Here is a 23,246-nt window from a genome sequence, read left to right as displayed (position 1 = left end):
GGTCCAATATGACGATTTGCAAGAGCGGGCCTCGTCTCTGGACGCGATTTGCCCGGGACCGGAGTGGCGTCGCAGCCGTCGAGTTCGCATTTGTCGGTCTCCCCTTCGTCCTGATTCTCTATGCCATCATCGAGACCGGGCTCATCCTCACGGGCAATTTCCTTCTGGAGCGTGGGTCGGAGCAGGTCGGCCGACTGGTGCTCACCGGCCAGCTACAGGGCCAGGAAAGGCCGCCGACACGTGAAGAGTTCAGAAAGTTGATCTGCGATCAAATCGCACCCTATATGAGATGTGATAAGCTTAAAGTCGACTTGAGAAGCTATAATGAATTCTCGTCGATGGAGCTGCGCACCGATATGCGCATGGGTCATGTCAATGACGACGGTTTTCGCTACGAGCTTGGCGGCGCGAACTCCATCAGCGTGCTACGAACCTATTACGAGTGGCCGTGGGAAGGGCTATACTTCAAATTAGTTGCCAAGAATACTGGCGGCAACGCCTTGCTGTCGTCCGTCTCCGCATTTCGCAACGAACCGTTTTGAGGGTGAATCAATGAAAACGGTTGTGAAGAGCTTCGCCCGAATTGCCGACCTCGTAAGCCGCTTCCGGACCGATCGGCGCGGAGTCGCCGCGGTGGAATTCGTCTTCGTGGCGCCGATCTGTATTGTCATGCTGGGCGGGCTCTTCGAGGGCAGCAATCTTTTCGAGGCCGCGCGGAAAACCAATGCTGCGGCCCATACGATCGGCGATCTCGTGGCGCGAACCCGGTCGATCGACGTCTCAGGCCTCGAAGACGTCTTCGCGGTCACGAACGCGATCATGGTGCCCTTCGATACGGAAGCTGTGACCTATACGGTCACTGCCGTTTCGATCGACGACAAGGGGAAGGGAACCGTCGTTTGGTCCCGTCGGAAAGACGGGCCGGGACTTGCGAAGAATTCGCCTTATGCCGTCTCGCCTGAACTGGTCGCAGGGGGAAACAACTTCCTCGTCTTCGTCGATGTGACCTTCGACTATGTCTCGCCGGTGACTGCGGCGCTCATCGTGAAGGAAATCGACATCGATCGGTCCTTTGTCACGGTGCCTCGTGTCAGCACCACCATTCCGTGTTCGGATTGCTGAAGCATGACGCGGAACAGCCGCACGAGCCTTACGGCAACGTCATGCGGCAAGACAAAAGGTTAGAGGGGATTGCGGTGCTTCGCCCATAGGGCACGGCAGTTTCATGAGACGGGCATATGTCAAGTTCTAGGCACTCAAGGTCAGGCCCTGGCTTTCATCGTGCGCGTCATTCTCGATCCCCATACCGAGGATCCAGTGGTGCGTTTAAGCGATAAAAATAACCGACGAATTTTATTCTGAACCGATTTCGAGCGGCGCCGAGCGTGGATTCTCGGCGCGGTGGCCGAGAATAACGAAGCGTCGAAACGATCGGCTTTTCAATCGCGTCGCCGCCTGTGCTCGGGCGTGATGTCGTCTCCTCCATGCCTCGCCGACCAACAGAGCGAAAAGTGGCCAAATAAAAAAAGCCGCTCCGTTGCCGGAGCGGCCGTCTCATCTGTTCGGCACTGAAGTCTGGTTCAGCGCTGCTTCGCTCCCCCGCTGCTCACTCAGCGGCTCAGCTGGGTCCGAGCGTCGCGAAGCTGTGCGAGGGTCTGTTCCTGCTCGAAGCGCAGATCGTCGTCTTCCGCCTTGGAAAGCGTTTCCTCGGCTGTCGAGATATCGGAATCCAGCGATGCGGCGTCGAATTCGTCGAGCGGCGTCGCATGTTCGGCGAGAAGCGTCAGCCCACCCTCGGCAACGTCGGCGAAGCCGCCGCGCACGAAAATCTTCTGCTCGGAGCCGCCCGCGAGTTTCGCCGTGACGACGCCCGGGCGCACGGTCGTCATGAAGGGCGCGTGCTTGGCCATGACGGCGAAGTCACCTTCAGTCCCCGGCACGGTCACCTGCTCCACATCCTCGGAGAGGAGCAGCTTTTCCGGCGAGACCAGATCGAACTTGAAGCTTTCAGCCATTGCGCTTCTCTTCCATGGCGGCATCGAAGTGGCGGATCGCCGCTTCGAACTTGTCGCGGCAGCCGGGATTACAGAACCCGACCACCGCGCCGTCGTAGATCCTCAAGGAGTCGTCCGCGATCGGCTTCCCCGACCACGGACAGGTTTCGTTCACCGCGTCCTCGCGACGGAGAAGGCGGGCGGCCATGGTTAGGCCGCTTCGGAGGCCAGCTTCTGGGCCTTCTCGACCGCCTGATCGATCGAGCCGACCATGTAGAAGGCGGCTTCCGGCAGATGGTCGTATTCGCCGTTCACGAGGCCCTTGAAGGAGCGGATCGTGTCTTCGAGCGAGACCAGCTGGCCCGGCGTGTTGGTGAACACCTCGGCGACCGCGAAGGGCTGCGACAGGAAGCGCTCGATCTTGCGGGCGCGAGCGACGGTGAGCTTATCCTCTTCGGACAGCTCGTCCATGCCGAGAATGGCGATGATGTCCTGCAGAGACTTGTACTTCTGCAGCACCTCCTGCACCCGGCGAGCCACCTCATAATGCTCCTCGCCGATGATCATCGGGGAGAGCATGCGCGAGGTGGAATCGAGCGGATCGACCGCCGGATAGATGCCCTTCTCGGAGATGGCGCGGTTGAGAACCGTCGTCGCGTCCAGATGGGCGAAGGAGGTCGCCGGCGCCGGGTCGGTCAAGTCGTCGGCGGGCACGTAGATGGCCTGGACGGACGTGATCGAGCCCTTGGTCGTCGTGGTGATGCGCTCCTGCATCTGACCCATGTCGGTGGCGAGCGTCGGCTGATAGCCCACGGCCGAAGGAATACGGCCGAGAAGCGCGGACACTTCTGAACCCGCCTGGGTGAAGCGGAAGATGTTGTCGACGAAGAACAGAACGTCCTGGCCTTGGTCGCGGAAATGCTCGGCGATGGTCAGGCCGGTCAGGGCGACGCGAGCGCGGGCTCCGGGAGGCTCGTTCATCTGGCCGTAAACGAGCGCGGCCTTGGAGCCGGTCGCAGACCCGTCATTCTTGTGCGGGTCCTTGTTCACGCCCGATTCGATCATCTCGTGATAGAGATCGTTGCCCTCGCGGGTCCGCTCGCCGACGCCGGCGAAGACCGAGTAACCGCCATGGGCCTTGGCGACGTTGTTGATCAGTTCCTGAATGAGAACCGTCTTGCCGACGCCGGCGCCGCCGAACAGGCCGATCTTACCGCCACGGGCGTAAGGGGCGAGTAGGTCGATGACCTTGATGCCGGTGACGAGGATCTGGCTTTCCGGCGACTGCTCGATATAGGGCGGTGCCGACTGGTGAATGGCGCGCTTCTGCGAGGTGGAAATCGGACCCACTTCGTCGATCGGCTCGCCGATCACGTTCATGATGCGGCCAAGGGTCTCGTCGCCGACCGGCACCTCGATGGGCGCGCCGGTGTCGGCAACTTCCTGACCGCGCACCAGACCTTCGGTGAGGTCCATGGCGATCGTGCGCACGGTGTTCTCGCCGAGATGCTGCGCGACCTCGAGAACGAGGCGATTGCCGTTATTATCGCATTCCAGCGCGTTCAAAATCGCAGGCAGGTGCTCGTCGAACTCGACGTCGACGACGGCGCCGATAACCTGGGCGACGCGGCCGACATTACGGCCTTGATTGTCGGTGTCAGCCATCGTGGCCTCCATGTTAGAGACTTCTTAGAGCGCCTCGGCGCCCGAAATGATTTCGACCAGTTCGGTCGTGATCTGTGCCTGGCGCTGGCGGTTATAGCTGATCGACAGCTTGTCGATCATGTCGCCGGCGTTGCGGGTCGCATTGTCCATGGCGCTCATGCGGGCGCCCTGTTCGGACGCCGCGTTTTCCAGAAGCGCCGAAAGGATCTGGACCTTGATGTTGCGGGGGATCAGCGCCTGCAGGATCGAAGCCGGTTCCGGCTCGTATTCATAGGTGTCGCCGACATCCGCACCCGACGCCTCGTCCTCGCCACCCTCGCTCTCGATCGTCGCCGGAATGATGCGGCGGGCCGTCGGGGTCTGGGTGATGACGTTTTCGAAGGCGGCATAGAAGATCGTGCAGACGTCGAAATCGCCGGCATTGAACATGTCGATGACGCTGGAGCCGATCCGGTCCGCCTCGTCGAAGCCAACCGATTTGACATCACGAAAATCGTCGCGCGCGACGATCTTGGACGACAGATCGCGGCGCATCAGGTCATAGCCCTTCTTGCCGACGACGAAGAATTTCACCGTTTTGCCGTCGGCTTCCAGCTGGCGCTGGCGCTGACGGGCGAGCTTGACGATCGAGGCGTTGAAGCCGCCGCACAGGCCACGATCGGCGGTGAAGACGACGAGGAGATGAGTGTCCTCCTTGCCGGTGCCGGTCATGAGCTTGGGCGCATCCGTTCCGGCGGCGCCGCTGATATTGGCGAGCACCGATGCCATCCGGTCCGCATAGGGGCGAGCGGCCTGGGCCGCTTCCTCCGCGCGACGCAGCTTCGCCGCCGCGACCATCTGCATGGCCTTGGTGATCTTCTGCGTGGATTTGACCGAAGAGATCCGGTTTCGCAGGTCCTTCAGTGATGCCATGGCTTAAGTCGGGTCTCCAGGGTGGCCATGGCCCGACGGCGAGGGCCGCCGGGCGCTTTTCGACTTTGGCGTCGTTCGAATGTTACGCGAAGGACTTGGCGAACGAGTCGATCGCCGACTTCAGCTTCGTGCGGATCTCGTCCGACAGCGCCTTCTCGGTCGCGATCTGGTCGAGAATGTCCTTGTGCTCGGTGCGAAGCGCGGTCAGGAGACCCTCTTCGAAGTCACCGACCTGGTCGACCTTGAGCTTGTCGAGATAGCCCTGCGTGCCGGCGAAGATCACGCAGACCTGCTCTTCGGTCTTCAGCGGCGAGAACTGCGGCTGCTTCAGAAGCTCGGTCAGGCGCGCACCGCGATTGAGGAGACGCTGGGTCGCCGCATCGAGGTCGGAGCCGAACTGGGCGAAGGCGGCCATCTCGCGATACTGGGCAAGCTCGCCCTTGATCGAGCCGGCGACCTGCTTCATCGCCTTGATCTGGGCCGAGGAGCCGACGCGCGAGACCGAGAGACCGACGTTCACGGCAGGGCGGATACCCTGATAGAACAGGTTCGTCTCCAGGAAGATCTGGCCGTCGGTGATCGAGATCACATTGGTCGGAATGTAGGCCGAGACGTCGCCCGCCTGGGTCTCGATGACCGGCAGAGCCGTCAGCGAGCCGGCGCCGTGATCGTCACCCATCTTCGCGGCGCGCTCCAGAAGCCGCGAATGAAGATAGAAGACGTCGCCCGGATAAGCTTCGCGTCCTGGCGGACGGCGCAGCAGCAGCGACATCTGGCGATAGGAGACGGCCTGCTTGGACAGATCGTCATAGCCGATCACGGCATGCATGCCGTTGTCGCGGAAATACTCGCCCATCGCGCAGCCGGCAAAGGGGGCGATATACTGCATCGGAGCCGGGTCCGAGGCGGTGGCGGCCACGACGATGGAATATTCCATCGCGCCGCGCTCCTCGAGCGTGCGCACGAACTGCGCGACCGTCGAACGCTTCTGCCCGACCGCCACATAGATGCAGTAGAGCTTGTCGTTGTCGCGGTTCTCATCGTGAGCCGGCTTCTGGTTCAGGAAGGTGTCCAGAAGGATGGCGGTCTTGCCGGTCTGGCGATCGCCGATGACCAGCTCGCGCTGGCCGCGGCCGATCGGGATCAGCGCGTCGATGGACTTCAGACCCGTCGACATCGGCTCGTGAACCGACTTGCGCGGGATGATGCCCGGCGCCTTGACGTCGACGCGGCGACGCTCGGCACCCTCGATCGGGCCCTTGCCGTCGATCGGATTGCCGAGACCGTCGACGACGCGGCCGAGAAGGCCCTTGCCGACCGGCACTTCTACGATGGCGCCGGTGCGCTTGACCGTGTCGCCTTCCTTGATGTCACGGTCCGAACCGAACACCACGACGCCGACATTGTCGGCTTCGAGGTTCAGGGCCATGCCTTGGATGCCGCCTGGAAACTCGACCATTTCGCCAGCCTGGCAATTGTCGAGACCGTAGACGCGGGCAATGCCGTCACCCACCGACAGAACCTGTCCGACCTCGGAGACTTCCGCCTCGGAGCCGAAGTTTCGGATCTGGTTTTTGAGAATATCGGAAATTTCCGCGGGGCGGATGTCCATCAGCCGACCTCTTTGAGTGCAAGCTTGAGCGAATTGAGTTTGGTGCGGATCGAGGTGTCGATCTGCCGCGAACCGATCTTGACGATGAGACCGCCGAGAATTGCGGGGTCGACACGCTCACGCATGGTGACGGTCTTGCCGGCATAGGAGCCGATCGCCTGGCGGAGCGCCTCGCGATCCTCGTCACCGAGCGGCTGAGCCGTCGTGACTTCGGCCTCGACTTCGCCGCGATGGGCGGTTGCGAGTTCGCCGAAACGGCGAATCATGCCCGGCAGCACGAAGAGGCGGCGATTGCGCGCCACGACCTTCAGGAAGTTGCCGGTGAGCGGGCTCGGCTGAACATTGTCGACGATCGCGGTGATCGCCGTCAACTGATCGTCCGCCGAGAAGGCCGGGCTCTCGATCAGGCGCCGAAAATCGCCGTTCTCCTCGATGAGCGTGCGGAAGGACGCCAGCTCTCCCTCGACGGTCTCGATGGCGCCATCGTCGCGCGCAAGATCGAAGAGCGATTGGGCGTAGCGGTCAGCGACCTCTGAAACAGGAGACGATGATGTTGCCACGGGCGACCGTTTCTCTTTCACGTTCTGCGTTCTTGGAGCCTGCCGGCATCCGGTGAAGGACACACGACGCAACCCGTTGAAACCGTTGCATGAAGAACGGAAGGCATGGGACAGACCTCCCGTGCCCCTCCGAAGATTGAGGTCCCTCTAGCATAGGGGTTTTCGCACGACAACATGCACAAGGCCGCCTTGGGTGTTGAACGAACGTCTGAAACGGGCCGTCGGACTTCAGCCTTGTCCGAAGGCTCGTCGGGCCGCCGCCTTCAGCCGATCAGTCCGAAGGCAGGAAGAAGGGCTGCGCCTGCCAGCGCCAGCATCAGAAGGAAAAACAACCAGTTGGCAAGATTGGCGCCCTGGTCGGACAGGATCGAGACGAGGCGACCGAAGGCGCTCATGAGCCATCCGGCGCCGAGACAGAACTGCACGAAGGGCTGATCGAAGAGGAAAATTCCGACGAGGCCGACGCCGAGCCAGAAGCCGGCCAGGGTCGAGCGTGCCTCGCCGATCGCCTGCGGGTAGCTTTGGCGCGGCTGCAGACGGAGGACCGCGAAGATGATTCGGGGCGCGAAGAGGGCGATCAGGCCGAAGAGGAGCGTCAGACAGGCGGCGGCGAAGGACAGCCAACCGACGAGGTCGATGGGGAGGGGAAAGGGCATGATGGGTGTCGGGCCTTTGCACTGGCCGGGCCATGCGCCCGGCGCTTCGAGGCCGGCTTATAGTCCCTCGATGACGCGTTCGAAAGGCGCCGGCCACCCCGCCTCTTCTATCGGCCGGAGCCGCTGGCGCAGCGCCCTTCCACCGGGACTTCCTCTTTCTTGTCGCCCCAATGCACGGTCATCGTCCCGATATATTCGAGACCTTCCGAGGTCTTTTTCGCCGCCGACACGGCGATGTTGACGTTGATGCGGGGCTCGCCGGCCGAGCGCCAGACGGTGACGAGGACGCCGTCCTTGTTGGGGGCGGACTTGCCCTTTTCGAGCTCGCGCACGAGCCCGTTGGCCATGATGTAGCCCCGTTCCAGACCGACGGCGCCAGCGCTCGGGTCGGCCACCTGCGTGACGAAGACGAGCGGCTGGGGCTGTTTCTCGTCCATGTCGGGCGCATCGGATTTCGGGCCCGCGAAACCGCATTGGCTGGCGATCGGCGACCAATGGAGGAGGCCGAGCTGCAAGGCTTGCGGCGCTGCGCCCACATTGGCTTCCGGGCTCTGGCCGGGCTTGGGCGGCGCGAAGGGTTGGACTTCCGCTGGCAGCTCGCCGATCGGGGTTGTCGTCTCGTCCTGTGACGAGGCGGCGTCCGTGGTCTCGGGTGCAGCCGCATCGCTTGGCGACGCGATGCCAGGCGTGGCCGTCTCGGCGGGGCTCGCCTGTGCGGCAGGGTCCGGGGCTTGCGCGCTTGCGCTCAAGGCATAGCTCAGAATCAGCACCCCGAGCGCCGATCCAAGTCCTCCCGCGATAGCCTTGCGAATCATGCCATCCTCCGCTCGCCGTCTTCGCCGACCCCCCTATAGAAAGCTCTCTATCCTATAGGAAGCTCTGGGGATCGATATCGACCTGCACTTGTACCGATCCGCGCGCAGGCGGACCGTGCTGAAGGGTCGCACGCAAATAGGCCTGAATCGCGGCGCGGCGGGGCCCCTGGACGAGCAGGCGATAGCGGTGGCGGCCGCGCAGGACCGCGAGCGGGGCTTCGGCGGGGCCGAGAATCTCGATCTCGGCGTCTTCGGGCGCGGCCCGCCGCAGGGCCCTTGCATGGTCCTCGGCCTCTTTTCGCGAATTGGCGGAGACGATGATCGCCGCCAGCCGGCCGAAGGGCGGCAGATGATAGCGTTCCCTCTCGTCGATCTCGCGGCGATAGAAGGTCTCCGCATCACCGCCGGCGATGGCGCGCATTACCGGATGGTCCGGCTGGAAGGTCTGAATGAGGCCACGGCTCGCCCGGCCCGTGCGCCCGGCCCGGCCGGTGACCTGATGAAGCAGTTGAAAGGTGCGCTCGGCGGCGCGCGGGTCGCCATTGGCAAGGCCGAGATCGGCGTCGATCGCGCCGACCAGGGTCATGAGCGGGAAATGGTGGCCTTTGGCAACGAGCTGGGTGCCGATGACGATGTCGGCCTCACCTTCCGCGATCGCATCGAGCTCCCGGCGCAGGCGCCGTGAACCGCCCGGCAGATCCGAGGAGAGGAGAATGGTGCGGGCCTCCGGCAGATCGGTGAGCATTTCCTCGGCAATGCGCTCGACCCCCGGCCCGCAGGCGACGAGATGATCCAGCGTTCCGCATTCGGGGCAGGCTTCAGGGCGCGGCGTGGAGAAGCCACAATGATGGCATTGGAGCTCGCCGCGCAACCGGTGGTCGACCAGCCAGGCCGAGCAGGAGGCGCATTGGAAGCGATGGCCGCAGACGCGGCAGAGGGTCAAAGGCGCATAGCCGCGTCGGTTGAGGAAGAGGAGGGCCTGTTCGCCCTTGGCGATCGTCTCCTTGATGGCGGTGAGGAGGAGGGGCGAGACGAAGCGTCCGCGCTTCGGCGGGGCCCGGCGCATGTCGATGAGCGACAGATCCGGTAGATCCGCCGCCTCGAAGCGCCCGGCCAGGCGGATATGGCCATAGCGCCCGGCCTCGGCATTCACCCGGCTTTCCACCGACGGCGTCGCGGAGGCGAGAATGACGGGGAAGCGTCCGATCGAGCCGCGCACCACCGCCATGTCGCGGGCATGGTAGAAGGTGCGATCCTCCTGCTTATAGGCCGGGTCGTGCTCCTCATCGACGACGATGAGACCGAGATCGGCAAAGGGCAAGAACAGCGCCGAGCGGGCGCCGGCGACGATCCGCACCTGGCCTTCGGCGACCTGACGCCAGACGCGCTCGCGCATCTTCGGTGGAACGTCAGAATGCCACTCGGCCGGGGGCGAGCCGAAGCGGGCATGGAAACGGTCGAGAAAGCTCTGGGTCAGCGCGATTTCGGGCAAGAGGATCAGCACCTGTCGCCCCGCGTCCAAAGCCTTTGCCACGGCCTCGAAATAGACCTCGGTCTTGCCCGAGCCGGTGACGCCTTCGAGAAGCGTCACGGAAAAGTCCGGCTTTGCGGCCCGCTTGGCCAAGGCCTCGGCGGCTTCAGCCTGTTCTGCGCTCAAGGACGCGCGACCATAGGCAGTGTCCGGCTCGGCGACGACGGGCGGCGGCGGCAGGTGGATGGTGCGGAAACAGCCGGCCTTCATCAGCCCATCGATGACGGAGGGCGTGACGCCCGCCGCATGGGCGAGGCCGGAACGCGTCCAGACCGGCGCGTCTTCGGCGGTCGCAAGAACGCGGCGCCTCGCATCGGTGAGGCGTGGCGGCTCGGCGCCGGTCGCCTCCAGGCCCTCGATCAGCGGTTCGGGCTCGAAGGCTGTGGGCGCCCTCAACGCCATGCGCGCGACGAGGCCGGGCGGCGAGAGCGTGTACTCGGCGACCCAGTCGATGAAGCGCCGAAGTTCCGGCTTCAAGGGCGGACAATCGAAGACATGTGTGACTTCGCGCAGCTTCTTGGCGTCCACCCCGTCGCTCGGCCCGTCCCAGACGACGCCCGCCACCTGCCGGGGGCCCAACGGCACCTGCACGATCGAGCCCGGCGGCGCCTCGGCGCCTTCCGGCAGAGCATAGGAATAGGCACGGTCGACCGGCAAAGGTACAAGCACCGGCACGACGGTCTGCTCGAAGAGCTGGTCGGTGAATCCAAGGCTCGGCTGGTTCTTGGTCTTTGAGGCCTTCACCATGAGCGGCCGAGATGCAGGCTGAAAGAGAGAGAAGAGAGAGATTCCATCATGGCGGACGCAAAGACGGCTCTGGTGATCGGCGGGGGCAGCGGCATGGGTGCGGCGGCGGCACGGAAACTGGCGGAGGAGGGCTTCATCGTGTCGATCCTCTCCTCCAGCGGCAAGGGCGAAGCGCTCGCCAAGGAACTCGGCGGAATCGGCGTCACCGGATCGAACCGGTCCATCGAGGATCTTTCCAGCTTCGTCGATCAGGTGGTGTCGCGCTACGGCGAAATCCATGCCGTGGTCAACAGCGCCGGCCACGGGCCGAAGGGCGATCTCCTCGCCATCTCCGACGAGGACTGGCATCTGGGCATGGAATTCTACCTCCTGAACGTCGTGCGCATCGCCCGGCTGGTCACGCCCGTCATGGAAAAGGCCGGTAGCGGCTCCATCGTCAACATCTCGACCTATGCGACCTTCGAGCCGGAGGCGACCTTTCCGACCTCGGGCGTCTTTCGGGCCGGGCTCGCGAGCTTCACCAAACTCTTCACCGATCGCTATGCGGGGGTCGGCATTCGGATGAACAACGTCCTGCCGGGCTTCATCGACAGCCTGCCGGAAAAGGAAGAGAGACGGGAACGCATTCCGATGGGGCGCTATGGCACGTCGGAGGAGGTCGCCGAGCTCATCGCCTTCCTGGCCTCGGACCGCTCGGCCTATATCACCGGCCAGAACATCCGCATCGACGGCGGCATCACGCGATCGGTCTGACCTCGATAGCCGGGGCGCGATCGGCTTGGAGGGCCTTCGGCCTTGCCGATATGGCGCATCAACCCGATCTCCTGTTAAGACCGGCCGGAAAAATCGAAACGCTGAAGGGGGCACGCCCATGAAATTCTTTGTCGACACCGCCGATGTCAACGATATCCGCGAGTTGCAGGACGCCGGTCTCATCGACGGCGTCACCACCAATCCCTCGCTCATCATGAAGGCGAACCGCCCGATGAAGGAGGTCATCGCCGATATCTGCGAGGTGACCGAGGGGCCGGTTTCGGCCGAAGTGACCGCGACCGATGCCGACGAGATGATCCGCGAGGGCAAGATCCTCGCCGAGATCGCCGACAATGTCTGCATCAAGGTGCCGCTCACGCTGGACGGTCTCAAGGCCTGCCGGCATCTCTCCGACGAAGGCCATATGGTCAATGTGACGCTCTGCTTCTCGGCGACACAGGCTCTGCTCGCCGCCAAGGCGGGTGCGACCTTCATCTCGCCCTTCATCGGCCGGCTCGACGACATCAATCTCGACGGCATGGCGCTGATCGCCGACATCCGGCGCATCTACGACAATTACGAGTTCGACACCGAGATCCTCGCGGCCTCCGTTCGCACCATCAATCATGTGCGCGAAGCCGCGCTGATCGGCGCCGACGTCGCGACGGTTCCGCCGGCAACCCTCAAGGCGCTGGTCAAGCATCCGCTGACCGACAAGGGTCTGGAGCAGTTCCTGGCCGATTGGCAGAAGACCGGCCAGACGATCAGCTGATCCGGCTCAATCAATCGCGTCATCGGCGCGAGCAAACCCAGAAACACGAAAGGGCGCCTTTCCCGGTCGGGAAAGGCGCCCTTTCGCTTGCAGCCTATGGCATTCGTGGGCCGACCTTGAGGGAGGAGGTGCAGCCGGCACCCATGAATGTCAGGCCGATTGGAAGTGGCTTTCGAGGAAGTAGAGGGACTCGTCGATTCCGCGACCAACCTCAGTCAGAAGATCCTCTGTCAGATCGTCGCCGGCTTCGGAGGCTTCCTCGATGCCCTTGATCAGCTCGCTCGACCATTTGGCATAGGAATCGGCCAGACGCTTCAGGTGATCCTCGCTCTTGACGAGATCGAGCGGATAGGGATCGAGAACCGTGTTCTCGCTCGAGGCCTGGACCGTTCCATGAGCCTGACCGCCAAGAGCGGTGAGGCGCTCGGCAATATTATCCACATAGTCTTCGGTCGTCTCATGAAGCTCGTCGAAGAGCTTGTGAACGGCGATGAAGTTCATGCCCTTGACGTTCCAATGGGCCTGCTTGGTCTGGTAGGTGATGTCGATCGCCGTTCCGAGATGCTTCTGCAGAAGCTCCACCATCGAGCCTCTGAGATTGGCATTCAGAGGATGCTTCGTCGGGTGCAGCTTCGCCTTGCCGTTCTTGGCCATATCCGTCTCCTTCGATGTCTTGCCTGGCGACGGCTCACGGGCTCGGTTCGGGATTATTGCCCAACAAGCTCGCATGACTGACCTCTCTCAGGTCAATCCGGTGGCATCGCCTTATCGGCTTCGAAGCGGGTAATGGCGGAGCGGCGGAACGGTTCCGTTCGAAACCAGTTCGATCCGTCATCCGTGCGGGCTTGTCACACCCGTTGTCGCCGTGCCGTCAGAGACGTTGCTTGAGCGTCCGCGCGGCTGCGAGCGGAGGCCGTTCGCCCGCATTCACGGCGACCGGAGCGCCGATCGCGCTCTTGGCGGGCGGGAACCCAGCGGTTGTCCCTGGACCTGGAACCGGCTCGTCGGAGCGAACCAGTTCGACAGACTTCTTCGGCGTCGAGACGCGCTTTTGATAGTCGCCCCACCATTCCAGCCACCAAGCCAGTGCGAATTGCAGGGACAGGCATGCGCCGAGAAGAAGCGTGTCCAAGACAAAAGATGCGTCGCGCTCCCACAGGATGACTTGGCAAATGAGCGACAGCATGGTGCCGAGCGCGAAGACGGGCAGGGAATGTCGGCCGAGACGGGCCAAAGGATTAGACTTGGAGATCGAGGCGAAAACGGAAGTCGGCGCGGCGTTTGCGAAGACATAGGCGAGGGCCAGCACATGGAGGAGTCGCGGCGCGGTGGCATAGGTCTTGTCGAAGGCGGCGACGAAGCCAGGCAGCCAGCTCTGCTGCGCGGTGATATAGGACCAGAGGCCATATTCGGTGACTATGAATGAGCCGATCAGAAAGGCGAGCGCGCTCCAGAAGAGCCACGGCCGATAGGGCACCGAGGGCCGGCCAGACGCTTTCCGCAGACCGCAGTAGAGACCCACGGCGAAGATGAGCTGCCAGGCGATCGGATTGAAGAACCAGCCGCCGGGATTGGGGTAGTTCGGCAGGTCGAGCCGGAAGGTCCAGGCCGCCATCCAGAGGGCGATGGAGGCGCCGAGCATGAGATTGAGGCTTTTGGAAGCGAGCCACAACAAGGCCGGCACCATGATCAGAAGCGCCGAATACATGGGCAGGATATTCACATAGCCAAGCTGATGGCCGAGCACGGCGAAGCCGAACATCGTGTCGAGGGGCTTGAGAAGGATGCTCTCCAGATTGATGCGCTGGAAGAAGCCGCCATCGCCATAGACCATCGCGGCCCAGGAGAAGAGCCCGACGGCGAGCATGGTTAGCATCATCTGGACGAGATAGAGGACGCCCGCGCGCCGAAACGCCTTGACCGAGGCGATGAGGCGGTTGCCCGCCAGAAACGGGCGGCCATAGGCGAAGGCCGCGGCGAAGCCGGCGAGAAAGACGAAGAGCTCGGCCGCGTCCGAGAAGCCGAAATTGCGCGAGGTGAAATTTTCCCAAAGCGTGCCCGGCACATGATTGAAGAAGATCATGACCAAGGCGACCCCGCGCCAGAAGTCGATGCGATGATCGCGGCTGGTGGCCGCCTTGGGTGCTATGATGGTCATGGGGCCTGGGGCTCGAAGATCTGCGCGGCGTGGGTTCGATGGAGAAAATCAAGGGCGCTGGCAAGCCCGGCAAATGGCGAAAGGCTCGGGCGGCGGGAAGCCGGAACGAGCGGCGGACAAGCCGTCCGAGACATGCCGCCGCCATTCTCAGTCGTGGCATTTCAATACCATATGACGCCATTCAACATGAACCGGTCATGAAGAAAGGCGCATCCCGACAAAAGATGCGCCTCGTTCCGTTGCATAAGCGATAGCGTGAGCGGAAGCGCCCCGAATAATACGGCATCCGGCTGACCAGGCCGATGCCGTATCCAAGCCCGTGCGGCGCCTGAGCGTGTTGAAATCCGTCATCGCGAAGCGATCGAACGGATTTCGTATAAAAGGTCAGGCCGGCAAAGGCGGCTGATCCAACCGCTCCGGCGCGTTGCGAGCTTCGGTCGTTCCAGAGGCGGCGTCGGCGGACAGATTCAATCGGCTCCGCCACTCGGCCGCGTTGACGATCACCGGATCGGGCTGGCTTTCGAAGGGCGTTTCGAAGAGCCCATTCGCCCGCACCCAGTCTCCCACCGACGGGCTGGCAGTGAAGGAGATGAGGAAGGGCGCGATGATCAGGGGCCCGGCGATCGGAAGCGTCCACCAGATGACGTCAGGCGCATAAGACAGGGTCGCGACCAGGACGAGCGTTCCGGCGAGCACCATCCACCAGCTCGCGGCAAAGGCCGTCGACAGGCTCAAGCCTTCGTCGTCGCGATCGGTGGCCGGCCAGCCGGAATCGGCACCGACCAGAATCTCCGCGATCGCCTTCGACTGAAGCATCATCATGATCGGGGCGAGCATCGAGGTTAGGACCAATTCGCTCGTCGCCCCAGCAATCACGGCTATCGCGCCGCCGAAGCGCTTCCGGCGCGCGGTCAGAGCGCTGGAGAAGGTGATGATCGTCTTGGGCAGAAGCAGAAGGACCACGATGCCGAAGAGCAAGAGGAGCGCCTTCTGGGTTTCCGGCTTCGGAAAGACCGGAAAGAGCGAGTCCGAGGGAAAATAGTTCGGCTCGGGCGCCAGAACCGGATCGAGCAGGCTGACGACGAGGAACATCAGCCAGATCGGCGAGGCCACATAGGCCATAATGCCATTGACGAGAGAGACGCGGCTCCACCATTTCAGCCCGCTCGCAAAGAGCAGGCGGCTATGCTGGAGATTGCCCTGGCACCAGCGTCGATCACGCTTGGCATATTCGATGATGTTGGCCGGCGCTTCCTCGAAGGAGCCACCGAGATCAGGATCGACGCGCACCTTGAGTCCGGCCCTGGCGAGAAGGGCGGCCTCCACATAGTCGTGGCTGAGGATATGGCCGCCAAGCGGTGGCTTGCCCGGAAGGCTCGGCAGGCCGCAATGGGCGGCGAAGGCGCGCACGCGGATGATGGCGTTGTGACCCCAGAACGGCCCCTCGCGGCCCTGAAGCGCAGCGATGCCGCGCGAGAAGACCGGTGAGAAGAGCGCTGCCGAAAATTGCAGGGCGCGGCCGAAGATGGTGCGCCGGTTGATGATGAGCGGCTGGGTCTGGAGGAGGGCGAGTTCCGGATCGTCGTCCATGCGGGCGACCATTTCCAAAATGGTATCCGGCGCCATCAGGCTGTCGGCATCGAGGACGAGCATATAGGCATAGGCGCCGCCGTTCCGTGTGACGAAATCGGCGATATTGCCGGCCTTGCGACCAGTGTTCTTCTCGCGATGCCGATAGAACAGGCGGCCGGCAAGCGACAGGCGGGTGAGAAGCGCGCTATGGCCCCGGCGCTCCTCGGCCACGCATTCGGCCTTGGTGGAATCGCTCAAGACATGGATGTGGAAATGGTCCAGCCGATCGATCGAGGTGAGCCCTTCGATCATGGCGGCGACGCGCGCATAAACCGCCTCGGCGTCTTCATTATAGACCGGCACCAGGATCGCGGTCTTGTCAGCGGGGACATAGTCGGGTCGCAAAGGACGCGGCTTGTCGCGCAGGCGCGAGATCATGCCGAAGACCGCTGTGATGAAGCCCCAGGACAGCCAGCTGCAGCACAAGAGGAGCAGCGTGATCTGGATGACATGCAGATTGGTGATGCCGTTCGCCGTCACGATGATGAAGAACAGCGAAGTGGCGATCACGGCCAGCACGATGACGCTGGCGACGAAGACGAAGCGATACAGAGAGATCAACGGGCAGACCGCCTCTCGAATAAGATTACGGCATCGAGCGGCGGATCGTCGTCGTTCAATGCTGCAGGTTTTCCAATTGCCGCCTTTCAAGGGGCGAGACATCGACGATCTTTCGTCGTCTTGCCCTGCGGCGCCACTGCATGACCGTTCGCCACGCAATCTACATGACTTCGCGGCCGGTGGATATCCATCAACCGTAAGGTCACATAAGTTCGACCAAATGAATTGACCCTTCAGGCCAATTCTCGTCCGGCCATTTGCTCAAACGCCGCTCGGGCTGCCAGCGGTCCTTTGCAAGCGATGCTCCCAAAGGACCGATGATCTTATACGAAATCCGGCCGATCGCACCGCGAGACCGGATCGATACGCGCTGCGCTCACAGGCGGCTCGGCCTTCAAAGGCCGTCAGCCGCGCCCAATCACCGAGCGGCCGAAGGCGAGGCAGAAGGCGTGGCGAAGCACGCCGCCGCCAAGTTCCTGGACCGGCATGACCAGCCGTGCCGTCGGGGCGGGCAGGTCGATCGTCCGCAAGAAGGCGAGGGCCTCGCCATTCCCGCTCTGGGCGTCACTGATAATCTTATCCACCGCGCAGTCGCGCCTTTCAGCCGCCAGCCGTGCGCCCACCGCGCGATGCACTTCCACATCGGTGAGGTCGGGGCGAGAGAAAAGCCGCTGAACGAAGGTGAGCGCGGTTTCCCGAGCCGGTGTCGCTGAAGTCGAAGTCGGAGTCATGATGCGCTGGACCACTGGTAGAGCCATGTCTCACTTACAATGCGCTGCAACATGGAAAGTTTCACGCGAAGTTCAACGGGCCTGTCTTCGAGTCGTTCCAGCTCGATCGACACGCGCCATCCGCCGTCCGGAAGACGCGAGATGCTGCTATTGACGAGTCGGGCGGCCGAGGAGACGTCGATCAGCGGTTCGACTTCGGCGCCTTCCGGCAGATTGGCGACCGTGCCGCCGGAGAAATTGATGGCGATTCGGCGCGTCGTCTGGGGCTGGTCAGTGTCGGCCGCGTTTCCGCCAATGCCCGCCAATGTCGCCGTCACCCGCGCATCGCGCTGGATCTGCTCGACGTCGAGCCCCCATAGCATGCGGTAGCGGAACTCCATCGCCGTGCCGGCTGTCGGCTTTTCCTCGGGCACCCAGAAGGCGACGATATTGTCGTTAGCTTCCGAGCGCGAAGGAATCTCGACGAGCTCGACTACCCCCGCGCCCCATTCGCCGATGGGCTCGACGAGGAGCGAGGGGCGCAGATCGTAGCGGGCCTCGATATCCTGATAGCTGTCGAAGTCGCGGTCGCGCTGCAGAAGCCCAAAAGCGCGCGGACTGTTTTCGGAGAAGAAGGATAAAGCGAGAGTGTCGGGATTCTTGAGCGGGCGCCAGAGACGCTCGCCATTGGCCCGCACGATGAGCAGGCCGTCGCTGTCGTGCACCTCGGGCCGAAAATCCTCGTGGTTCGGATGATCGTTCTCGCCGAAGGTGTACATCGACGTGAGCGGCGCGATGCCGAGCCGCGCGACCTCGTTGCGGAAATAGAGCCGCGCCGAGCAAACCATCTCGGTGCGCGGACCCGGCGTGATGATGAATTCATAAGCGCCGGTCACGCTGGGACTATCCATCTCAGCCATCAACCGGATCGACTCGTCGCCCGGCCGCGGCTCGTCGATATAAAAGGCCGTGAAGCGCGGGAATTCCTCTTCGGCGTCCGTCGCCGTGTTGAGGGCAAGGCCACGAGCTGACAGGCCGTAGCGCGTTCCCATGCCGAGGGCGCGGAAATAGCTCGCGCCCAGGAAAGTCACCAGTTCGTCGAAATAGTCCGGTCGCTCCAAAGGCGCGTGGATTCGGAAACCCGCGACGCCCGGCAGATCGACATTGCGGAATTCGGTCGGATCGAGCGGCGGTCGGTATTCGAAGTCGGACGATTCGAAAACCTTGCGCTGATACTCGCCGTCGCGGCCGATGAAGATGCTGGTCGTGTCGGTGAAGACCCAGCCCGGATAGAAGGCCTGGAGATGGAAATCGACCGGCTCGGCGCGCCAAAGAGCATGATCGGGCCGATAGCGGATCGCCCGGTGGCTGTCATAGTCGAGATTGGCGACCACATCGGGCAGCATGTTTTCCGGTGCCGTATAAGGCTCGGCGGCCCGCTGACGCATGCGCTCGCTGAGCGCATCATAGGTCAGCGGCGTCGATTGCTGCGCTGCATCAGGAGAGGTCGCCGCCGGCGCTGCGTCGCCGGCAGGGGCGTCTTGCGCGCGGGTCGGAAGGGAGAAGAGGGAAAGAACGAGAGCGGATGCGCCGCCCTTCAGCGCCAGGCGGCGCGTCGCGTCGATTGAGGGGCCCACTGAATGCCTTTGCATAGCTACGCGGAATAGGGATTTCTCTTAGCATATGCGAAATCTTGGCTAAACAATAGCTGAACGCGCCGGCATTCGCCCTTCACTCTTCGCAATTGCGGTCAGCGTAAACGCCGCAGCTTCTGCGCCAAAATCTCGTCGATTTGCGAAAGCTTGAAGGTCAGGCTCCGCCGCTGCTCCTGGTCGAGGGCGCTGACCAGCTCGGTTTCGAGCCGGCGCCAAATCTCGCGCACTTCGCTTCGAATCGTCTCTCCCTTCGGCGTGATTTCCACCATGGTCCGGCGTTGATCGCTCTTATTGGCGGTGCGGATCACAAGTCCGCGATCGATCAACCGGTCCAGCATTTTGGACACAGTGGAGGGGCGCACGCTGAGCTCGCTCGCCAGCACCGATACGCTGATCGGCGTGCCCGGCGTCAGCCGGTCGAGGAGCTGGTCCTGGCCCGGATGAAGACCGATCTCGGCCAGGAGCAGGGCGATGAAGGCGCGCGTCGACTTGGCGATCGACAGAAGCGAGGTGACGGTCTGAACGTCATCGTTTCCGTTTGAGGCCATCAATCCGGGCGGTGGGGTCTCGTCGCGCAATGCGGTGGTCTCGTCGGGTGTCGGTCTCATACCCCTTGAGAGCGGAAAACCGGAGAACCGCGCATTATAATAGGATAGTTTTCGGATATAATTCGTACCGGAATTTAACTGTTCGCATGGCATGCGACCTATAGGACGCACACTGGACGCCTCTGATGCACAGAGTGAAAAGGTGGATGCCGGTTTTTCGCCAACCCGGCACGCGGCCGAGGGACTCCATATCATTGCTTCCCGCAATCGATTCCGGTCCGCTGGCAGCCCGGGCGGCGTTGGAGTCCTTTGACGGAGAAGGATCGACCCTAAGGGTCACTTCACCCGTCCAGCGGTTTAGAGGCTCGAGGGATTGGACAAGGTCAGCATAGGGAGTGACACATGGCGGATGTGCGCGTGATCTGCGCGATCGGACGAAGCGGCCAGCTTGGCCTGGACGGTGGAATGCCCTGGGAGGGGAGTGCCGCGCGGCCCTTCATCGAGGATGTGGAGCGCTTCTTCGAGATCACGCGTGGCCATGTTCTGATCTGCGGTCCGAAGACGGTCGCCTCCTTCCCCGATTTCGCCCATGACGACCGCACGATCGTGACGATCCGCTCCTCCGACAAGCCCGAAGACGTGCTTGCGCGCTTTTCCGATCGCGTCGTCTATGTGGGCGGCGGGCCGGCGGTTTGGGATGTCTACGCGCCTTTCGTGCGCCATTGGGACATCAACACGCTGCCCTATGACGGGGAAGCCGATACCTGGTTCAACCCGGCCTGGCTGATCGCCGGCGGGGCGAAACGGCGAGACTGAGGGCCTATTCTCTTTATACAGCGGGTCGGATGGCTTGATCCAAAGGGGTAATCCACGTCCGGCGATTTGCTCGAACGCCGCTGAGGCTGGCGGCGCGCCCATGACACCGAAGGTCTCATAGGCTCGTCGAGCTTATTCTCCAGGACCTGGAAGCTGATCGCGTAAGTCGGCGCCGCATTCGGCGCGGATCGCGTCCAGGAGGGCTGCCCTCAGGGGGGCGAGGCGATCGGCAAGGCCCGGAGGCGGCTCGCCGCCGATTGCGGCCGGAGCCAAAAGCCGGAGTGAGTTGGTCAAGATATAATGCGCGTTCCATGCGGCCGCGCGGTCGAGGCTCTCTTCGAAGACCGCAAAGCCGCTTGCCGGCGCATTGTCCAAGACCCAGCCGCGCATAATGCCGTTCAGGACGCCGTCGCTCAGCGGCGGCGTGATCAGTCGATTGCCATCTATGCGAAAGACATTGGCCAGCGCGCTGCAGGCGATCCGACCTTGGGTGTTGAGGAAAAGCGGTTCGTCGGCGCCCACTCGTTTGGCGCGGTCCGTCTCGATGATTGCGTCGAGATAGGAGAGCGTTTTGTGGCGAGCGGTGAGCGAGGTCTCGTTGCGGCGTATCGCGGCGAGGGTCAGCCGCAAGGGTTTGAAGAAAAGCGACGTGGCGAGCGGGCTGGCGCTTCCGAAAAGCGTCGGCCGCGGATCGTCGGGAAAGGCTAGGCCGCGCGCCCCGGTTCCCCGCGTGACCGTTAGCCGGATCGAGCCCGCGCCGATCTCCTGCGCAAGGGCTGCATAAGCCGCTTCCAATCGGGTTCGGGCGATCGGCAGGGACAGCGCCTCGCAGGAGGCCGCAAGGCGATCGAGATGGGCCTCTTGCCGGAAGACCCGGGAATTGACGACGAGCGCGGTGTCGAAGACGCCGTCGCCCAGGGTGAAGCCGCGATCGGTCGGAGCGATCGCCGCGTCGTCTGCTTCCACCAGGCGATCATCGAGCCAGACGCGGGTCACGAATTGGGCTCCGTTTCGCGGTCGCTATGAAAGGCGCGGGCGCGGGCGATGAAGTTGGCCAACAGCGCTTCGCCATCCTCGGTCAGGATGGATTCGGGATGGAACTGAACGCCGAAGGTCGGATCGGTGCGGTGGCTGAGAGCCATGATCTCGCCGTCGGGCGAGCGGGCATCCACCGACAGCACCTCCAGCATGGTCGGCGTCTCTTCCACGATCAGGGAATGATAGCGCCCGGCCTTGGTCTTAGGTCTAAGGCCGGCAAAGAGGTTCGCGCCTTCATGCAACATCGGCGAGGCGCGGCCATGCATGGGCCTCAACGCTCGCGTGACACGGCCCGAAAAGACGTCGCCGATCACCTGATGACCGAGGCAGATGCCGAGGATCGGCGTGCGGCCCGAGAAGGCGCGAACGAGATCGCACGAAATGCCGGCTTCGCGGGGCGAGCAGGGGCCCGGTGAGACGACGATCGCCTCCGGGTCCAGAGCTTCGATCTCGGCGAGGCTCGTTCGGTCGTTGCGAAGGACTATCGTCTTGGCGCCGAGCCGCGTCAGATAGCGCGCGACGTTGAAAACGAAGCTGTCGTAATTGTCGAGGACGACAAGCTTCATCTCTCCGCCTCGAAAGCCTTGAAGACGCGTTCGGCCTTGGTGAAGGTCTCTTCATATTCGGCTTTGGGGTCGGAGAGGACCGTGATGCCGCCGCCGGCCGCAAGCCGCGCCCGCCCATCCTCGAAGGTGACGGTGCGGATCGCGATATTGAGGTCGGCCGCGCCATCGAAGCCGATATAGCCGATCGCACCGCAATAAGGGCCGCGCCGCGTCTTCTCGATCTCGGTGATGATGTCCATCGCCCGGATCTTCGGCGCTCCCGTGATCGAGCCGCCCGGAAAGGTCGCGGCCAGAAGATCTGCAATGCCAAGGCCCGGCCGCAACTGGCCGGTCACCACCGAGACGAGATGATGGACCGCCGCATAGGTCTCGAGGCCGCACAGCACCGGCACGTCGACGGAATGCGGGTCGCAGACGCGGGCGAGATCGTTGCGCATCAGATCGACGATCATGACATTCTCGGCCCGATCCTTATCCGAGGCGAGGAGCTCGGCGGCGAGCTGTGCGTCCTCTTCCGCCTCGCCAGAACGGCGGATCGTGCCCTTGATGGGGCGTGTCTCCACGGCCCCGTCGGCAGAAAGCTTCAAAAAGCGCTCGGGCGAAGAGGATGCAACGACCGTGTCGCCGAAATCGAGAAATGCGGCAAAGGGCGCGGCATTGGTCCGCCGTAGCTGTCCATAAAGCGAGAACGGGTCGAAGCCGATCGGTAGCGTGCTGGTGAAGGTCTGAGCGATATTGGCCTGGAAGATGTCGCCGGCGAGGATGTAATCGCGGGTCTTCTCGATCGCCGCCTCGTAATCCTTCGCAAAGAAGTTGGAGCGCCAGTCGAGGCCCCCGGTAAGCGGGGCGACGGCCGGGGCTTGCGCCTTCAGGGCTTCGAGAACCCGGTCGGCCCGGTCACGCGCACGGTCCTTCGCGGGCGCATTGCGCTCGGGCAGGCCGCTCGAGATCAACCTTGCGGTTTTCGTCTGGTGGTCGAAAGCGACGACGACGTCATGGAGGTCGAAGACGAGGCTCGGCCGCGCCGGATCGAGATCGGGGGGCGCTGCGAGCGCCTCCAGATGATGGGCGAATTCATAGGCGATATAGCCGATCGCACCGCCTTGAAAGGGTGGCAGGCCCTCGATCGCCTCGATCCGAAAGCGGGCGAGCACGTCGCGCAGCGCTTCGATCGGATGGCCGGCGAGCCTTTCCCCGGAAAGCTGTGCGCCCTTAGCATCGACGCAAAAGGTCGCGAAGGGATCGACCGCCAGAAAGGAATAGCGCCCGAGTTCGGCATGGGCCATGGCGCTGTCAAGAAAGGCGAGACGGCCAAGAGGTTTGAGGCGCCTCGCAGCCTCGAAGGGATCCAGCCAGTCGATCTCGGTCGTGATCATGGTTCGGCAATGAACGGAGCGCGCGATTTCGTCAATTCGGCTCGTCCTGTGGATCTCCTCGGACCGCTTTGCCGGGCGCAAGCGCCAAGCCCAATGAAGACGCCGCGGCGAGCCGGTTCAGGCTGTGCAAGAGCCTTGTGCGCCCAGTGATAGGCGCTTTCGGCCGCGT

23 protein-coding genes are annotated in these 23,246 nt (G+C 63.2%); 5 read left to right on the top strand and 18 right to left on the bottom strand.

The genetic code is table 11. The features are described 5' to 3' along the window. The first annotated feature begins 8 nt into the window (after nucleotides 1-8). Together B9A15_RS08365 and B9A15_RS08360 are read left to right on the top strand one after the other, a co-directional pair. Complete coding sequence (locus tag B9A15_RS08365; RefSeq protein ID WP_170923210.1) at nucleotides 9-542, top strand: TadE/TadG family type IV pilus assembly protein; 534 nt, start codon at nucleotides 9-11, stop codon at nucleotides 540-542. A gap of 10 nt (nucleotides 543-552) precedes the next feature. Continuing rightward, entirely contained in the window at nucleotides 553-1,122 is a 570-nt protein-coding gene (locus B9A15_RS08360) for a TadE/TadG family type IV pilus assembly protein (protein WP_084409581.1), read from the top strand. A gap of 488 nt (nucleotides 1,123-1,610) precedes the next feature. On the opposite strand, the gene B9A15_RS08355 is transcribed toward B9A15_RS08360, so the two are convergent. From B9A15_RS08355 to B9A15_RS08315, 9 genes are all read right to left on the bottom strand, one after another. Beyond that, nucleotides 1,611-2,015, bottom strand: coding sequence for a F0F1 ATP synthase subunit epsilon (locus B9A15_RS08355; RefSeq protein WP_084409580.1), 405 nt, complete (start codon nucleotides 2,013-2,015; stop codon nucleotides 1,611-1,613). Next, on the bottom strand, nucleotides 2,008-2,202 hold the full coding sequence (locus B9A15_RS08350) for an eL24 family ribosomal protein (protein ID WP_084409579.1): 195 nt from the start codon (nucleotides 2,200-2,202) through the stop codon (nucleotides 2,008-2,010). The genes B9A15_RS08355 and B9A15_RS08350 overlap by 8 nt, the downstream gene beginning before the upstream one ends. 2 nt (nucleotides 2,203-2,204) lie before the next feature. Next, nucleotides 2,205-3,659 carry a F0F1 ATP synthase subunit beta gene (gene atpD / locus B9A15_RS08345; protein ID WP_084409661.1) on the bottom strand — a complete coding sequence of 485 codons (1,455 nt, stop codon included), beginning with the start codon at nucleotides 3,657-3,659 and terminating at the stop codon, nucleotides 2,205-2,207. Nucleotides 3,660-3,683: 24 nt separating this feature from the next. Continuing rightward, the gene (locus tag B9A15_RS08340) at nucleotides 3,684-4,571 is read right to left on the bottom strand and encodes a F0F1 ATP synthase subunit gamma (protein ID WP_084409578.1); all 888 of its coding nucleotides are present in this window, start codon (nucleotides 4,569-4,571) and stop codon (nucleotides 3,684-3,686) included. 82 nt (nucleotides 4,572-4,653) lie between these two features. Next, complete coding sequence (gene atpA / locus B9A15_RS08335; protein WP_084409577.1) at nucleotides 4,654-6,183, bottom strand: F0F1 ATP synthase subunit alpha; 1,530 nt, start codon at nucleotides 6,181-6,183, stop codon at nucleotides 4,654-4,656. Beyond that, entirely contained in the window at nucleotides 6,183-6,743 is a 561-nt protein-coding gene (locus B9A15_RS08330) for a F0F1 ATP synthase subunit delta (protein ID WP_084409576.1), read from the bottom strand. Before B9A15_RS08330 ends, atpA begins: the two co-directional genes overlap by 1 nt. Before the next feature lie 263 nt (nucleotides 6,744-7,006). After that, complete coding sequence (locus B9A15_RS08325; protein WP_084409575.1) at nucleotides 7,007-7,399, bottom strand: AGROH133_08824 family phage infection protein; 393 nt, start codon at nucleotides 7,397-7,399, stop codon at nucleotides 7,007-7,009. A 107-nt stretch (nucleotides 7,400-7,506) separates the two neighbouring features. Beyond that, nucleotides 7,507-8,214, bottom strand: coding sequence for a hypothetical protein (locus tag B9A15_RS08320; RefSeq protein ID WP_084409574.1), 708 nt, complete (start codon nucleotides 8,212-8,214; stop codon nucleotides 7,507-7,509). Nucleotides 8,215-8,266: 52 nt separating this feature from the next. Beyond that, entirely contained in the window at nucleotides 8,267-10,492 is a 2,226-nt protein-coding gene (locus B9A15_RS08315) for a primosomal protein N' (protein ID WP_084409573.1), read from the bottom strand. Nucleotides 10,493-10,540: 48 nt separating this feature from the next. Here B9A15_RS08315 and B9A15_RS08310 point away from each other — a divergent pair, with 48 nt between their 5' ends. Further along, complete coding sequence (locus B9A15_RS08310; RefSeq protein WP_084409572.1) at nucleotides 10,541-11,245, top strand: SDR family oxidoreductase; 705 nt, start codon at nucleotides 10,541-10,543, stop codon at nucleotides 11,243-11,245. Nucleotides 11,246-11,363: 118 nt separating this feature from the next. After that, nucleotides 11,364-12,017, top strand: a complete 654-nt coding sequence (gene fsa / locus B9A15_RS08305; protein WP_084409571.1) for a fructose-6-phosphate aldolase — start codon at nucleotides 11,364-11,366, stop codon at nucleotides 12,015-12,017. Between the two features lie 150 nt (nucleotides 12,018-12,167). Here fsa and dps read toward each other — a convergent pair whose 3' ends face one another. The 6 genes from dps to B9A15_RS08275 form a co-directional block, all read right to left on the bottom strand. Continuing rightward, a complete protein-coding gene (gene dps, locus B9A15_RS08300) occupies nucleotides 12,168-12,671 on the bottom strand; it encodes a DNA starvation/stationary phase protection protein Dps (RefSeq protein ID WP_084409570.1) in 504 nt (167 codons plus the stop codon). Between the two features lie 217 nt (nucleotides 12,672-12,888). Then, the gene (locus B9A15_RS08295) at nucleotides 12,889-14,175 is read right to left on the bottom strand and encodes an OpgC family protein (RefSeq protein ID WP_084409569.1); all 1,287 of its coding nucleotides are present in this window, start codon (nucleotides 14,173-14,175) and stop codon (nucleotides 12,889-12,891) included. Between the two features lie 384 nt (nucleotides 14,176-14,559). Continuing rightward, the gene (gene mdoH / locus B9A15_RS08290) at nucleotides 14,560-16,368 is read right to left on the bottom strand and encodes a glucans biosynthesis glucosyltransferase MdoH (RefSeq protein WP_244556852.1); all 1,809 of its coding nucleotides are present in this window, start codon (nucleotides 16,366-16,368) and stop codon (nucleotides 14,560-14,562) included. A gap of 404 nt (nucleotides 16,369-16,772) precedes the next feature. Further along, a complete protein-coding gene (locus B9A15_RS08285) occupies nucleotides 16,773-17,099 on the bottom strand; it encodes a hypothetical protein (protein WP_139798276.1) in 327 nt (108 codons plus the stop codon). Beyond that, on the bottom strand, nucleotides 17,096-18,715 hold the full coding sequence (locus tag B9A15_RS08280) for an OpgD/OpgG family glucan biosynthesis protein (protein ID WP_244556851.1): 1,620 nt from the start codon (nucleotides 18,713-18,715) through the stop codon (nucleotides 17,096-17,098). The genes B9A15_RS08285 and B9A15_RS08280 overlap by 4 nt, the downstream gene beginning before the upstream one ends. Nucleotides 18,716-18,828: 113 nt before the next feature. After that, nucleotides 18,829-19,341: a MarR family winged helix-turn-helix transcriptional regulator gene (locus B9A15_RS08275; RefSeq protein ID WP_084409565.1), complete on the bottom strand. Its 513-nt coding sequence runs from the start codon at nucleotides 19,339-19,341 to the stop codon at nucleotides 18,829-18,831. A gap of 342 nt (nucleotides 19,342-19,683) precedes the next feature. Here B9A15_RS08275 and B9A15_RS08270 point away from each other — a divergent pair, with 342 nt between their 5' ends. Next, a complete protein-coding gene (locus B9A15_RS08270; protein ID WP_084409564.1) occupies nucleotides 19,684-20,097 on the top strand; it encodes a dihydrofolate reductase in 414 nt (137 codons plus the stop codon). A 132-nt stretch (nucleotides 20,098-20,229) separates the two neighbouring features. Here the strand turns inward: B9A15_RS08270 and B9A15_RS08265 are convergent, their stop codons facing one another. Genes B9A15_RS08265 through pabB form a run of 3 tightly spaced genes read right to left on the bottom strand, consistent with a single transcriptional unit; the run spans nucleotide 20,230 to nucleotide 23,077 of the window. Then, the gene (locus B9A15_RS08265; RefSeq protein WP_084409563.1) at nucleotides 20,230-21,093 is read right to left on the bottom strand and encodes an aminotransferase class IV; all 864 of its coding nucleotides are present in this window, start codon (nucleotides 21,091-21,093) and stop codon (nucleotides 20,230-20,232) included. Continuing rightward, nucleotides 21,090-21,701 (bottom strand): anthranilate synthase component II, encoded by a 612-nt coding sequence (locus tag B9A15_RS08260; protein ID WP_084409562.1) that lies wholly within the window; start codon nucleotides 21,699-21,701, stop codon nucleotides 21,090-21,092. Before B9A15_RS08260 ends, B9A15_RS08265 begins: the two co-directional genes overlap by 4 nt. After that, on the bottom strand, nucleotides 21,698-23,077 hold the full coding sequence (gene pabB / locus B9A15_RS08255) for an aminodeoxychorismate synthase component I (RefSeq protein WP_084409561.1): 1,380 nt from the start codon (nucleotides 23,075-23,077) through the stop codon (nucleotides 21,698-21,700). Before pabB ends, B9A15_RS08260 begins: the two co-directional genes overlap by 4 nt. Nucleotides 23,078-23,246 lie beyond the last annotated feature (169 nt).

Origin of the sequence: Fulvimarina manganoxydans, assembly GCF_900176465.1 — a bacterium.
In the GTDB taxonomy this organism is placed as follows: domain Bacteria; phylum Pseudomonadota; class Alphaproteobacteria; order Rhizobiales; family Rhizobiaceae; genus Fulvimarina; species Fulvimarina manganoxydans.
The sequence above is the reverse complement of the archived record's forward strand: the minus strand, read 5'-3'. Positions and strand labels throughout refer to the sequence as shown.

Excerpts from the sequence above, each read along its gene's own strand:
- atpD (WP_084409661.1), bottom strand. The coding sequence starts at position 3,659 with ATGGCTGACACCGACAATCAAGGCCGTAATGTCGGCCGCGTCGCCCAG.
- B9A15_RS08365 (WP_170923210.1), top strand. The coding sequence starts at position 9 with ATGACGATTTGCAAGAGCGGGCCTCGTCTCTGGACGCGATTTGCCCGG.
- B9A15_RS08275 (WP_084409565.1), bottom strand. The coding sequence starts at position 19,341 with ATGAGACCGACACCCGACGAGACCACCGCATTGCGCGACGAGACCCCA.
- fsa (WP_084409571.1), top strand. The coding sequence starts at position 11,364 with ATGAAATTCTTTGTCGACACCGCCGATGTCAACGATATCCGCGAGTTG.
- B9A15_RS08270 (WP_084409564.1), top strand. The coding sequence starts at position 19,684 with ATGGCGGATGTGCGCGTGATCTGCGCGATCGGACGAAGCGGCCAGCTT.
- B9A15_RS08350 (WP_084409579.1), bottom strand. The coding sequence starts at position 2,202 with ATGGCCGCCCGCCTTCTCCGTCGCGAGGACGCGGTGAACGAAACCTGT.
- B9A15_RS08325 (WP_084409575.1), bottom strand. The coding sequence starts at position 7,399 with ATGCCCTTTCCCCTCCCCATCGACCTCGTCGGTTGGCTGTCCTTCGCC.
- pabB (WP_084409561.1), bottom strand. The coding sequence starts at position 23,077 with ATGATCACGACCGAGATCGACTGGCTGGATCCCTTCGAGGCTGCGAGG.
- B9A15_RS08310 (WP_084409572.1), top strand. The coding sequence starts at position 10,541 with ATGGCGGACGCAAAGACGGCTCTGGTGATCGGCGGGGGCAGCGGCATG.
- B9A15_RS08355 (WP_084409580.1), bottom strand. The coding sequence starts at position 2,015 with ATGGCTGAAAGCTTCAAGTTCGATCTGGTCTCGCCGGAAAAGCTGCTC.
- B9A15_RS08360 (WP_084409581.1), top strand. The coding sequence starts at position 553 with ATGAAAACGGTTGTGAAGAGCTTCGCCCGAATTGCCGACCTCGTAAGC.
- B9A15_RS08340 (WP_084409578.1), bottom strand. The coding sequence starts at position 4,571 with ATGGCATCACTGAAGGACCTGCGAAACCGGATCTCTTCGGTCAAATCC.
- B9A15_RS08285 (WP_139798276.1), bottom strand. The coding sequence starts at position 17,099 with ATGACTCCGACTTCGACTTCAGCGACACCGGCTCGGGAAACCGCGCTC.
- atpA (WP_084409577.1), bottom strand. The coding sequence starts at position 6,183 with ATGGACATCCGCCCCGCGGAAATTTCCGATATTCTCAAAAACCAGATC.
- B9A15_RS08260 (WP_084409562.1), bottom strand. The coding sequence starts at position 21,701 with ATGAAGCTTGTCGTCCTCGACAATTACGACAGCTTCGTTTTCAACGTC.
- B9A15_RS08320 (WP_084409574.1), bottom strand. The coding sequence starts at position 8,214 with ATGATTCGCAAGGCTATCGCGGGAGGACTTGGATCGGCGCTCGGGGTG.
- dps (WP_084409570.1), bottom strand. The coding sequence starts at position 12,671 with ATGGCCAAGAACGGCAAGGCGAAGCTGCACCCGACGAAGCATCCTCTG.
- B9A15_RS08295 (WP_084409569.1), bottom strand. The coding sequence starts at position 14,175 with ATGACCATCATAGCACCCAAGGCGGCCACCAGCCGCGATCATCGCATC.
- B9A15_RS08315 (WP_084409573.1), bottom strand. The coding sequence starts at position 10,492 with ATGGTGAAGGCCTCAAAGACCAAGAACCAGCCGAGCCTTGGATTCACC.